10 protein-coding genes are annotated in these 12,803 nt (G+C 45.4%); 6 read left to right on the forward strand and 4 right to left on the reverse strand.

The features are described 5' to 3' along the window. Nucleotides 1-37: 37 nt before the first annotated feature. Nucleotides 38-2,623 carry a TonB-dependent receptor gene (locus L5M71_RS19830; RefSeq protein WP_263209313.1) on the reverse strand — a complete coding sequence of 862 codons (2,586 nt, stop codon included), beginning with the start codon at nucleotides 2,621-2,623 and terminating at the stop codon, nucleotides 38-40. 242 nt (nucleotides 2,624-2,865) lie between these two features. Here L5M71_RS19830 and L5M71_RS19835 point away from each other — a divergent pair, with 242 nt between their 5' ends. The 4 genes from L5M71_RS19835 (at nucleotide 2,866) to L5M71_RS19850 (ending at nucleotide 7,396) form a co-directional block, all read left to right on the forward strand. Further along, nucleotides 2,866-3,405, forward strand: a complete 540-nt coding sequence (locus L5M71_RS19835) for a PH domain-containing protein (RefSeq protein ID WP_263209314.1) — start codon at nucleotides 2,866-2,868, stop codon at nucleotides 3,403-3,405. A gap of 134 nt (nucleotides 3,406-3,539) precedes the next feature. Beyond that, nucleotides 3,540-4,814, forward strand: a complete 1,275-nt coding sequence (locus L5M71_RS19840; protein ID WP_263209315.1) for an Nramp family divalent metal transporter — start codon at nucleotides 3,540-3,542, stop codon at nucleotides 4,812-4,814. A gap of 152 nt (nucleotides 4,815-4,966) precedes the next feature. Continuing rightward, a complete protein-coding gene (locus L5M71_RS19845) occupies nucleotides 4,967-5,431 on the forward strand; it encodes a DUF1456 family protein (RefSeq protein WP_006080239.1) in 465 nt (154 codons plus the stop codon). Nucleotides 5,432-5,707: 276 nt separating this feature from the next. After that, the gene (locus L5M71_RS19850) at nucleotides 5,708-7,396 is read left to right on the forward strand and encodes an NAD-dependent malic enzyme (protein ID WP_263209316.1); all 1,689 of its coding nucleotides are present in this window, start codon (nucleotides 5,708-5,710) and stop codon (nucleotides 7,394-7,396) included. A gap of 129 nt (nucleotides 7,397-7,525) precedes the next feature. On the opposite strand, the gene L5M71_RS19855 is transcribed toward L5M71_RS19850, so the two are convergent. Then, nucleotides 7,526-7,960 carry a DUF3069 domain-containing protein gene (locus L5M71_RS19855; RefSeq protein ID WP_263169429.1) on the reverse strand — a complete coding sequence of 145 codons (435 nt, stop codon included), beginning with the start codon at nucleotides 7,958-7,960 and terminating at the stop codon, nucleotides 7,526-7,528. A gap of 31 nt (nucleotides 7,961-7,991) precedes the next feature. Further along, a complete protein-coding gene (locus L5M71_RS19860) occupies nucleotides 7,992-8,516 on the reverse strand; it encodes a phosphatase PAP2 family protein (RefSeq protein WP_113939058.1) in 525 nt (174 codons plus the stop codon). 220 nt (nucleotides 8,517-8,736) lie between these two features. On the opposite strand from L5M71_RS19860, the gene L5M71_RS19865 reads away from it, so the two are divergent. Then, entirely contained in the window at nucleotides 8,737-10,593 is a 1,857-nt protein-coding gene (locus tag L5M71_RS19865) for a diguanylate cyclase (RefSeq protein ID WP_411569136.1), read from the forward strand. On the opposite strand, the gene L5M71_RS19870 is transcribed toward L5M71_RS19865, so the two are convergent. Then, entirely contained in the window at nucleotides 10,590-11,387 is a 798-nt protein-coding gene (locus tag L5M71_RS19870; RefSeq protein WP_263209318.1) for a substrate-binding periplasmic protein, read from the reverse strand. The two genes, L5M71_RS19865 and L5M71_RS19870, sit on opposite strands and share 4 nt — an antisense overlap. Before the next feature lie 174 nt (nucleotides 11,388-11,561). On the opposite strand from L5M71_RS19870, the gene queG reads away from it, so the two are divergent. Continuing rightward, nucleotides 11,562-12,764, forward strand: a complete 1,203-nt coding sequence (gene queG, locus L5M71_RS19875) for a tRNA epoxyqueuosine(34) reductase QueG (RefSeq protein WP_263209319.1) — start codon at nucleotides 11,562-11,564, stop codon at nucleotides 12,762-12,764. The last annotated feature ends 39 nt before the right edge of the window (nucleotides 12,765-12,803 follow it).

Raw genomic sequence — 12,803 nt, forward strand, 5'->3', positions numbered from 1 at the left:
GACGCACCATTCCGAATGAAATGACGCTAAGCGGTAGTTAGAAGTTCATCGTGAATTTAGTGTAAATGTAGCGGCCCATAGGATTATGTACTGAAATAACATAGCCGTAGAGATCCGTATCACCGTCACCGATAGCAAATGGTGGCTCTTCATCAAATACGTTGTTCACGCCTAGTGTCAGCTTGAACATTTCATTGAAGCGATAAGTACCAGACATGTCGACCAATAATTGAGAGTCGATCATACGAGACTTATTACTTTCAAAATCAAGTACACCATCGAAATTGATATCTGGGGTATCTTCAAATTCACCGATGTAACTCAAATTAATATTGGCGGCAAAATTATCCATAGTCCAGTTAGTGGTGAGTAACCAGCGATGTTGAGGAAACTTATACTCACCCGTGTAATCCAGACCATCTTTCTCAAAATTATGTAAGTAGCTGTACTCTAAGCCAAACTTCAAATCCCCATAGCTATCTAACTCAAAACCATAATGACTAGAGACATCCATCCCTTGTACATCTTGAGAGCTTAAGTTGATAAAGCTTGAATGGATAATACTGATCGGACCTAAAGTTTGACCTAGCTGTGGCGCTAAGCGCTCGCACACAGTGCTATTTTGATCGTTACAATTTGCAGTATAGATATCGCCTAATGGCTGTTTATCAATTTTGTTGTCTTGCGTGATGCTAAAGATATCAAAACCCACATCAAACGTCTGACTCGGCGCCCAGATCATACCGACGTTCCAAGTTTCGGATTCTTCAGCATCCAGCTCAGAGTTACCTTCAAATTCAGTGTTGTAATCTAAGGCTTCACAATCAACATTATCGGCAGCGCAACGGTAAGTATCGACAAAGAAACTACTTTCGCGAGATGGACCAAGACCGATTTGCGCTAACGAGGGAGCACGGAAGCCCGTAGACCAAGACGCGCGCGCCGTTAGCTCGTCAGTCACTCCCCATTGAAAGGCGACTTTAGGGTTAGTCGTTGAACCAAAATCGCTGTAATGATCATATCGACCAGCGAGTTGCAACTCGAAGTTATCCGTGACTGGAATAGATAATTCCATATAAGCGGCATATTGCTCACGGGATGCCGCCGCAGAGACAGCTTCAGTACCAAAAATCAATCCACGTTGGAATTGCTCATCGGGCACATCACTGACATCTTCTTCGCGATATTCAGCTCCCGCTGCCATCATGATGTCGCGACCGGCCAAGGTAAATGCTTGACCAGATATGTTAGCCGCATAAGATATCATGTTTGACAAACCTTGGCGTACTAAACTGGTGGTAATAGCGTCAATGACCTCTTGTGAGTTCATCGTGCCGCCGAAAGGATTGTAACGACCCGCATCAATTTCACGTTGCAAATAATCGGTTCTTACCCAGCCTTGGCTGCGATCACCCGTTTGAGTCGACTCACTGCGACCTTTTTGAACAGAAGCTTCCCAATCCCACTCTTTTACTACACCGCGTAAACCAGCAACTAAACGTAAACTATCTGATTCAATATCCCAACGTCGTGCGCCCGCATCAACCGTACGGAAGCGACCAATTTCAATATCTTTCCCCCAAGGATTATTCGGGTGAGATCCAGGTACAGTTAAACCAGCATCCTCGTCAAGTGGTGTCGGTGCTCCACCTGCGATTGAGGTATTGTGCTGCGCCGCTAACTCTAAAAATGCTGTTAAATCATCATTAAAATGATAGTCAAATTGGCCAATAGCCCCTACGCGCTCCGCAGCCGGCGCAACAAAATTGTATGAACCGTATTCAAATAAACAACTTCCACTCGCGGTTGCACTATCAGCAGGACAAGCAGGGTCGATAGTTTTAACACCATCAACATAGAAATACCCAGGAAAACCACGGGAAGAACGAAAATCTTCACCACCATAAGGTGATTGATTTGAAACACCAAAACGTCCTAAATCAGTCGCAGCTAAAGTGTCATTTTTGAAATAGTCGAGGATAACGGAAGCACTGCCCTTATCGGACTTCATCCCCCACACCATATTCGCTGTAGTTTCATCGTAGCCAGTGCCTGAAGCATCACCGTAGCCAAGATTGACCTCAATGCCTTCAATATCTTTTTTCAGAACTATGTTAACCACACCCGCGATCGCATCAGAACCATAAATAGCCGATGCACCGTCCTTCAGTATGTCGATACGTTCAATAGCTGATACCGGAATATTATTAATATCAACAAAGGAATTAGTGATACCTTCGGCAAAAGCACTCGCCGCAACACGACGACCGTTAATTAACACTAAGGTCGCGTCTGGGCCTAAACCACGTAGGCTGATAGATGCGCCGCCGTTGGCGGTTGAATCTTGACTGTTTCCTCGGGTAGAAAACGCGCCAGCACCATTGGCAGGCATGCGTTCAAGTAATTGCTGCAGGTTATCAAATCCCATATTGGCAATATCGTCTTTACTGATCGATTGAATAGGGGAAGGGCCTTCAATATCGGTACGTTTAATACGGGAACCCGTTACTTCAATACGTTCAACTTTTTCTGCACCTTTATCGGCAGCATGGGCCACTGTTGGCGCACATGCCATAGCAATTGCGATTGCACAAGCACTGGGTAGAATCTGAGGTCTGTTCATACATTTCCCTTGTTTTATTTATCTCATTAAAATTATTTTAACAATAAGAAAACCCTAAATTAACAATACACAAGGTAATGAGTTACAAACCAAAGTCAATGGCAGAGAAATAAAAGTTAAACTTTTGTTACATTTGAGGCAGTGTATTTTCCTCATACGAGAATCAAAGAAGGTCTAAGCACTAAAAATTCAACCTACAAGACAAGTCGCAGTATTTGAATATCAGAATTTAAGGAAGAAAGATGGAAGACAAGATTATTTATCAAGCAGAGTTTGAAACCCATTTAGGTTGGTATTGGTTGCTTTCAGGCGCCGCCTATTTCAGCCTAAGCATAATAGGTATTCCCTTGTTATTACTTTGGTTTCCAATCGGGCTCTGGGGGACTCGCCGCTATATTCGCAATATGAGTGCCGAGCTCACCAGCAATAAACTTATTGTCAGGAGGGGCATATTAACTCGTACTGAAAACACAGTGCCTTTGGACAAAATTACCGATATGGCATTGATCCAAGGCCCAATTATGCGCCTATTTGGTCTGCATAAACTCACGGTAGAAACCGCAGGGCAATCGGGTGCAGGCGCATTGATAAGCTTAGTCGGCATAGTCGATGCGCCTCGATTTAGAGCCCGCGTATTAGAACAAAAAGAACGGCTTACCCAACCCTTGCACCCAACAATCCCATCGGCACAGCCAGATAATACGCTGTTACAAATCGTAGTCGAAATGGCTGCAAGCTTAAAACGCATTGAAACTTTACTCAGCCAAAAATTAAACGGATAAATTGAATAAAACAACTTTTAGTTCAATCACTTTACCTTTAATGTTGAGCCACTCACTTAGCGTTAGCGCAGCCTTAGCATGAGGGAGTGTTCGATTCCCCAGATTAATTTTCAACAGGCATTTTTAATAACGACATGACAGAATCTTCAGTAACTTCTCCTTCATCCTCTTGGATGACACACCTAACTCTCGGCATTAAAGCCATGGGCCCAGGTGTTCTTATGGCCGCCGCGGCGATTGGCGCATCCCATTTAGTCGCCTCGACTCGGGCGGGCGCCGAATTTGGTTGGCAACTGGCTTGGGTTATTCTTGGGGTAAATTTACTTAAGTATCCCTTCTTTGCAGCTGGCGCACGCTACACAGCTGCCACAGGGGAGAGTCTACTGCACGGCTACCAAAAACAGGGCCGAGGTTACTTACTGCTGTTTACTGGGCTCAATGTGATCGCCGCCATTGCCAGTACAGCAGGGGTGTGCATGTTAACCGCCGCTATGTTGACCCAATTTATTCCGCTCCCCATCGATTGGTTAGCCCTACTGGTATTGCTGAGTTCATTGGCTTTACTGATTTTAGGCCATTATCAACTGCTTGATAGACTCACTAAGATCATCATGTTCGCCCTAACCTTAACCACCTTAATTGCCGTGGCCTTGGCTTGGGATCACGCTCAACCATTAGCGAGCAATTTTGTCTCTCCTTCACCTTGGCAATGGGCCCATGTGGGATTTTTGGTCGCCATGATGGGTTGGATGCCAGCACCGATTGAAGTCAGCGCTTGGAATTCCCTCTGGTTGCTCGAAAAACAAAAAAGCCAGACGGTCACGAAAGCGCAAGCGCTGCTCGACTTTAATTTAGGCTACATCATCACCGCGATCCTCGCGATCGTGTTTCTGTCCTTGGGCGCCTTAGTGATGCACGGCAGTGGTGAGCACTTTTCTGATTCAGGCGCACAATTTGCTAATCAATTGATCAACCTTTACAGCCAAGTGATGGGTGGTGAAAGTCGTTATCTTATTGGGATTGTGGCTTTTCTCTGTATTTTTAGCACCACAGTAACCGTTATCGATGGCTACAGCCGCACCTTAGATATGGGCTGGCAATTACTCACCTCAAAGGCCTGTTCAGACAAACGCCTCACAGGGATCATGCTCGCCATCAGTGCCTTTGGCTTATTGCTGATCCTCTTCTTTAAAGGCGCACTGTTGCCGCTACTTGAGTTTGTGATGATTTTGGCCTTTATGACCACTGTCATTTTTGCTTGGTTAAACTACCGCTTAATGACCAGCAAACAGCTCCCCGAAGCCGATAGGTATGGCACTAAGATGAAGCTACTCTCTTGGTTTGGCATAAGTTATCTGCTGATTTTCGCGGCACTGTTTATCTATTGGTACAACGTCATTAAAGGTTGATTGCTAAGATGTCATGACAGTTATTTATGCCAGAATCATAAATAGCATTCGCTACGCTGCGTTAAATTCCGGCTAAATTCTGCTTTTGAGGCGGTTTGGGTATATAATACCGCCTCTTAAACCAGACAGCGCAGCCGCGCCAAGAGATGACCATGATTAATAATGATATTTTGCGCCGTTTGCGCTTCGTGTTTGATTTCAACAATGCCAAAATGATTAAAATTTTTGCCAAAGCTGGAAGAGAAGTGCCGACAGAAGAGATCATTGCTCTACTGCACAAAGAAGAGGAAGAAGGTTACAAAGCCTGTAATGACACCACTTTATGTCAGTTCCTAGACGGCCTTATCATCGAAAAGCGTGGCCTACGTGAAGGTGCAGAAATCCCTGCGCCAGTATCGCGTTTAAACAATAACTTAATCTTCAAAAAGCTCAGAGTGGCCCTCGAAATGCGTGAAGAAGACATAGTTGCAGCCTTGGCTCTAGCCGAAGTGCAAATGTCAAAATCAGAACTGAGCGCGCTGTTCCGCAATCCGGATCATAAGAATTTTAAAGAGTGTGGCGATCAAATCCTGCGTAACTTTATTCGCGGCTTATCACTTAAGTATCGCGGTGAATAACGCAAAACCTAAGTTTGTCACATCAAACGCAGCTTAGGCTGCGTTTTTTTTATATCCAATTTAAGCTATGCCTAAAGTTGCTTAGGCATAAACAACAGCATAACAATTCCATCTGAAGTACCTCATAAATCCTGTTTAAAACAGCTGACTTTTTTACTGCTGCAAAAAAAACCACAAATACCTCGTTCCACGGACAACAAAGATCACATTTCATGATAACCTTACGTGACTTACAGCACGTATTGACCACTTAAACAATAACTCAAAAGGTTACCCATGGACGATAATAAACGCCCCCTCTATCTTCCGTTTGCAGGACCTGCCATTCTTGAAGCCCCACTGATTAACAAGGGCAGTGCATTTTCTGAAGAAGAGCGTATTTTCTTTAACCTCGAAGGCTTAGTTCCCTATGCCATTGAAACGATTGAGGAGCAGGCTTCCCGCGCCTACGATCAATTTAGAAGTTTCAACAACGACTTAGACAAGCATATTTACCTACGTAATATCCAAGACACTAACGAGACCTTATTTTATCGTTTAGTGCAAAATAACATCAGCGAGATGATGCCTATCATCTATACGCCGACGGTAGGTTTGGCTTGTGAACGTTTCTCGAAAAACTATCGCCGCAACCGTGGTTTGTTTATCTCTTATCCGAACAAAGATAGGATCGATGACATTCTCAATAACTCGACTCGCCAAAAAGTTAAAATCATCGTTGTTACCGACGGTGAACGTATTTTAGGTCTTGGCGATCAAGGTATTGGCGGCATGGGGATCCCTATCGGTAAGTTGTCACTCTACACTAGCTGTGGTGGCATCAGTCCGGCTTATACTCTGCCTATCACTTTAGACGTAGGCACAGATAATCCGCAGTTATTAGAAGATCCTATGTATATGGGCTGGCGCCATCCGCGCATCGGTGGCGAAGAATACGCCGAGTTTATCGAAGCCTTTATGCAAGCTGTACATGTTCGTTGGCCAGACACTTTGATCCAATTCGAAGACTTTGCCCAAAAGAACGCCATGCCGATCTTAGAGCGTTATAAAGATCGCTATTGCTGCTTTAACGATGATATTCAAGGTACCGCTGCCGTTGCCGTCGGTTCATTGCTGGCCGCTTGTAAAGCTGCGGGTACTGAATTAAATCAACAACGTATTGCCTTCCTTGGTGCGGGTAGCGCGGGTTGCGGTATCGCCGAAGCTATCGTGGCGCAAATGGTGTCTGAAGGGATCAGCGACGAGCAAGCTCGCACTCAAGTGTGTATGGTTGACCGTTGGGGCTTATTGCTCGACAACATGCCTAACCTGTTGCCATTCCAGCAAAAATTGGCGCAGAAATGCACCAACATCCAAAATTGGAGTAATTTCAGCGACAATATTTCACTGCTCGATGTGGTTAACAACGCCAAGCCGACAGTGCTGATTGGGGTATCTGGCGTTCCGGGTCTCTTCACCGAAGAAATTATCCGTGCTATGCACAGCCATTGTGCTCGGCCGATTATTTTCCCTATGTCGAACCCCACCAGCCGCGTAGAAGCGACACCGAAGGACATTTTGCATTGGACCTCAGGTCAAGCACTCGTCGCTACGGGCAGCCCGTTCGAGCCTGTGGTTGTCGATGGTGAAACCTATGAGATTGCCCAGTGTAACAACAGCTTTATCTTCCCAGGTATTGGCTTAGGTGTTTTAGCCTCTGGTGCCCGCCACGTTTCCGATGCCATGTTAATGGCCTCAAGCCGCGCACTTGCAGAATGCTCGCCACTGGCAATCGACGGTAGCGGCCCATTGTTACCTAAACTCGAAGATATCCACGCGGTCAGTAAACACATCGCTTTCGCCGTAGGTAAAGTCGCAGTTGAACAAGGGTTAACGCTGCCAATGAGCGATGAAATCTTACAACAATCAATTGAAGGCAATTTCTGGAGTCCAGAATATCGCCGCTACAAACGCACTTCGTTCTAAGCAATAACGTTGCCGCGACTTAAGTCGTGGCAACGCAGCTTTAGCTAAGGGTTTGTGCCAGCAAAAAGTCCGTCACTGCAAAGTGACGGGCTTTTTGATTTTCAGACTCAGCGCTTATTTCAATAAAAACTAAGGTGCCATCACCTGTTTAAAGCTATTGAGCAAAGCACGATCGGTACGCGCCTTCTTCAACTTACGTAGGCTTTCTTTGAGCGATTCATCGGCTAAGCGCGTAAAAATGCCATTATATTCTTGCTCTTGGATTGCACTATCGGTATCGGCTTGCTCAGAAATTTCTTGGGCGACACGACTCAATTGCAACCAAGCATTCGCGATATAGAAACCGTGGAATGCGGCTTGTTCCATTAGATTACGCGCACTGGCAGGTAAAGATGCCCAAGCTTGGCTAAATTTACCTTCCCTGTCTTCCAACAGTTCGGCACACAAACCTTGGTACGCTGCTAATAAGTCACCCGGTAATTTCGCCATTGGTAACACTTTATTCGCAACATTGTAAGAAATCTGCTCGGCAGTTTCACGGTAAATAGCTGATAATTCGCTCATAAAAATCTCGATTCGCATCCCAAAAATAGAGTTAAAACTGGCCACTCACATATAAACCATAAACGCCGTTACCCGCAATCGGCGTAACTGTAATCCCCTCATAGGGTTGAGTAAAATACCACCCCGCCAGCGCTCCAATCGCCGCGCCAGCTAACACATCCTCGAGGTAATGCTGGTCGCTCGCCACTCGAGTGTAGCCCACATAAGATGCGGCAACATAGGCAGGTAAACCATATTGCCAACCATAGCGCTGCTGAATAAACGTCGCCGCCATAAAGCTGTCAGAGGTATGACCCGATGGAAACGAATCATCGCCACTATCGTCTGGCCTGTCTTTACTCACACCATACTTAAGACCTTCAACAATTAACCGACTCGACACCGCTGCCTGAATTAACTGCCAACTACCGTCATAACCCTCTTCATAAAACAAGGTCGCGCCCATCGCAGTAGCGGGTAATAATAAATGTAATACATCGCCAGAGGTTTCTAAATCTGAGCCTGCCCAGCTAGTGCCGCTCATCATGAATAATGCAGCACAGAGTAATTTCTTCAAGGGTGATTCCTTTGTGGGATAATAACCAAGGCGGAGTTTATACCTTGATCATTAACCGAATGCAAAATTGCTATACATCTATATTAAAAATGAACAAACAAGTTATGCTAAGCTAATAATTAGCTATTGATTTTAATTCGAACAGGAATCTTTTTTGCTACATCAACTTAGGTATTTATCATTCTCCTTATTGCTGCTTCTACTGCCGCTCAGCAACGCTATGGCAGAAGAAAAGACTCAGGTTGATAAAATATTTGCAAGATTTGAAAGCGGCGTCCCTATGACCCGTGAAGAAATCGAAAGCAATCTAGTGTTATTAAGCAAACTAATTTCGACTGACGATGTCACCCGTCATGAAAAGCTGCAACTGCTTAAATGCTGGGATCAGAATACAGAAAACGACACAGCTATTGCACTGGCACTTAAAAATACTAACCAAGCACTGAGCAATATTCCGCCAACCGCCTCCCCCCATTTCATTACCGACCTCACGCTCTGCCGCTCTTGGTTTCTGCAATTAAGTGGTGACATGGATGGCGCGATGGAAGGCTATAATCTCAGTGTTAAACGTGCCTATGAGCATGAAGACCTTAAGCTAATCGCCGACTCGCGCAGCATTCGCGGCGCACTTTACTCTTATATTGGCGATTTTTCTGCGGCATTAGACGATCTCGTCACAGCGCAAGATCTCTATGAATCACTCAATTTAAGCGGTTGGGCTAACATTAACCTTGCCGATGTTGCTACCAGTTTTAGACGTTATGGCGATCCCCAAAGTGCAATCCGCTATTACACCAAACTCAAAGCTCTCTATCTAAAAAACAATAACCAAGAACAGGCAATGTATGTCAACTCGGACATTGGCCTTGCCTTAGATGAACTCGGTGAACATCAACAGGCCGTAGATAATTTCTTAGTAAGTTATCAATACTTCAAGGAACATCAGCAGGAAAAAGTGGCAGCAACGATGGCAACGAATATTGCCTACAGCTTAATCAAACTCAATCGTCTAAACGAAGCCGAAAAGTATTTAATCGAAGCCGATACTGTTATTAATGAAAAAGATCTGACCGATTACAGCTTCATGAAGCTTTTTATGGCCGATATAAAGTTTCAACAATCTCGCTATAAAGAGGCGCTTACCGAACTTGAGCAAGGGGAAAAAGCCTTTCGCACTCTGCAGAATAATCGGGGACTCACTCAACTGCTGCAGCTTAAAAGTAACATATATGTGGCTATGAATGATTTATCTGCTGCCTACGGAGCGCTGCAAGAATTTGTTACCCTAACAAAAAAAGTCGATGGCAATTCTCTCTCCCATCATACGACAGAATTAAAGGTCAAGTTTGATACCAGTCGGATTGAATCTGAAAATCAACGCTTGATTGAAAACCAAAACCTTAAAGAACAAGAGCTCGCGCTACTCGAAAAGAACAAATCACTGCAACACATTATCCTATTACTAGCGGGCTTTATCCTGACGATAGTGTCTATATTCGCTTATAAACAAGTACATAGAAATCGCCAACTGCAAGTTATTGCCCTCACGGATTACCTTACCAAACTCCCTAATCGTCGGCATATTTATGCCCAAGCCGCGAAATATTTTCAGCAAGCCTTAAAACATCAAAGCCCTTTTTCAGTGATTATTTTTGATGCGGATCACTTCAAAAAAATCAACGATAACTTCGGCCATGAATTAGGCGATCGCGCCCTTATGACCATTGCAAATGCAGGCCGAGCCTTATCGGGTAATAAAGACCTCGTTGGCCGCATCGGTGGTGAAGAGTTTTTAATCCTATTGCCTAACACTGATGCCACACGTGCGTTGGCGCTGGCGCATCAATTGCAGAACCATATTAGCTGCCTTAGCGCACAGAATTTACCAGCAGAACTCAAATTGACCGTTAGTGCTGGTGTCGCCACTTTAGAACCACAAAATAATACGGAAGATGCATATCAAGATAAAGATTTTGCCACCTTGCTAAAGCGGGCCGACAATGCTCTTTATGAGGCTAAAAATGCGGGCAGAAATTGTGTGAAATCAGCCAAGAATGAGGCTTTAAGAGAGAATTAAACGGCCTTATGCCAAAACACTTGATGTTGTAATGGCGGTGGCAAAGTGCCAAACCATGTCTGATACAAACGACTAAATTCACCTGAATCTTTCATTTTCTCAAGCTCTGTTTGCCAACTGATAACGGTTGCCGCCGACGTCCCTTTAGAAAAAGCTAAATAGAGATTAATCTCCGATACTACAAACACTTGGCGGATATCTGTCTCACTCGCACCCACTTCTTCGAGTATCTGCTTTACCGCAAGATCCGCCTGGCACCAAAAACGAATTCGAGAAAACAGCAACTGCTTCGCCGATTGCTGCGGAAAACTCGCCACCAGCAAATTATCCACGCCCGCTTGTTGTAGCAACTGCGCTCCCGCCGATTCCCGATAAACCCCTACAATATCTGTCGATTGAAGTTCAGCAATTTGATCGAGAGCGATGGGATCTGCCGCCCTTGCGTACAATGCAATTTTGCTGGTCGCAATAGGACCGATAAAATCAAACTGCTCAGCTCGCTCATCATTAATTGACGTAGCAAAAAGTAAAACGTTCGCTGAGGTATTGGCAATCGAATACGCCCGAGCCCAAGGTAACACATCGATTTTTTCACTCTGACCCAGTCTTGATTGCAAGGTATTGACTAAGTCCACCGCAAAACCTTGCGGCACACCATTTTGCTCGTAACTCATGGGAGGCCAAGCTTCAGTCACCAATTTCAACTTGTCAGGCGCCGCAAAAACAAGATTAGGCATCAGGCCTAATAAGCTCATCGCAAGAAAACACGCCCTAAGGGGAAACGCACTTAGCATACGAATACCAAACGATAAACATTAGACCTAATCATAGACTCAATCCCAACTGCAAATAAACAAATACCCCAAAGAAAATATCGCCTCATGCCCCCTTCTGAGTAAACTCGTCCTCAATAAGTGAAAACTGCTATCATATTGCCACCTAGCCAAGAGCCTCGCTGCAATCAATTCATGTCAACTTTAGCCAATCAAACCCCAAGCCAATCCTATGCCAGCATGCTGTCGCGGCTCGCTCTGCAAATTAAAACGTGGGGAAAAGCACTCGGATTTGCGCAGGTTGGCATTTGCGATACGGATTTAACCGCTGAAGAAGCCAAACTTCAAGCATGGCTAGACAAAGGTTTTCATGGCGAAATGGCCTATATGGCTACCCATGGCATGATGCGCGCTCGCCCGCAAGAACTGCATCCGGGCACAGTGCGGGTGATCTCCGTACGGATGGACTATTTGCCACCCGAAGCTGGCTTTGCAACGAATCTCACCGATCCCAACTTAGGTTATATTTCCCGTTATGCCGGAGGTCGCGACTATCACAAGTTGATCCGCGCTCGACTTAAAAAGCTCGGAGATCAAATCAGTGCAGAGTTAGTTGCTCTCGGTTTCGATGCCGCTGACTTTCGCCCCTTTGTTGACTCAGCCCCTGTACTTGAGCGCCCCTTAGCAGAAAAAGCCGGTATAGGCTGGACAGGTAAACACTCACTCATACTCAACCATGAGGCTGGCAGTTGGTTCTTTTTAGGTGAGCTACTGATCAATTTGCCTCTACCTGTGGATATTCCCATTCAAGAAGGCTGTAACACTTGTGTCGCCTGCATTACCTCCTGCCCAACGGGTGCAATCGTAGAACCTTATGTGGTCGATGGCAGACGCTGTATTTCCTATCTCACCATTGAACTGCAGGGCGCTATTCCCGAAGAATTTAGGCCACTCATGGGCAATCGCATCTATGGCTGCGATGATTGCCAACTCGCGTGTCCCATCAATCGCCAAGCGCCGCTGACTGAAGAAACTGACTTTCATATTCGTCCGCAGTTAAAGCAACCTGACCTTCTCAGCCTTTTTGCTTGGAGCGAGGCCGAGTTTCTTAAACAAACTGAAGGCAGCGCCATTCGTCGCATTGGACATAAACGTTGGCTACGTAATATTGCAGTAGCACTGGGTAACGCTCCCGCGAGCCCAAGCATTATTGCCGCACTTAACGCCCGCAATCACAGCGAAGATATCGATGAGATAGTGAGTGAGCATATTGAATGGGCGCTTAATGCCCAGCAATCGCGCCTTGCTGAAAGCGCAGCAACTGAACAACAAAAAGCCCGCCGCAAAACCGAGCGCATGGTGCGCATTATCGAAAAAGGCTTACCGCGAGATGCTTAAGTCAATCGGCAAGCAATAAACAACGGATGCATAAGCATC

This window comes from Shewanella sp. SW1, from assembly GCF_025653545.1.
Lineage (GTDB): Bacteria > Pseudomonadota > Gammaproteobacteria > Enterobacterales > Shewanellaceae > Shewanella > Shewanella oncorhynchi.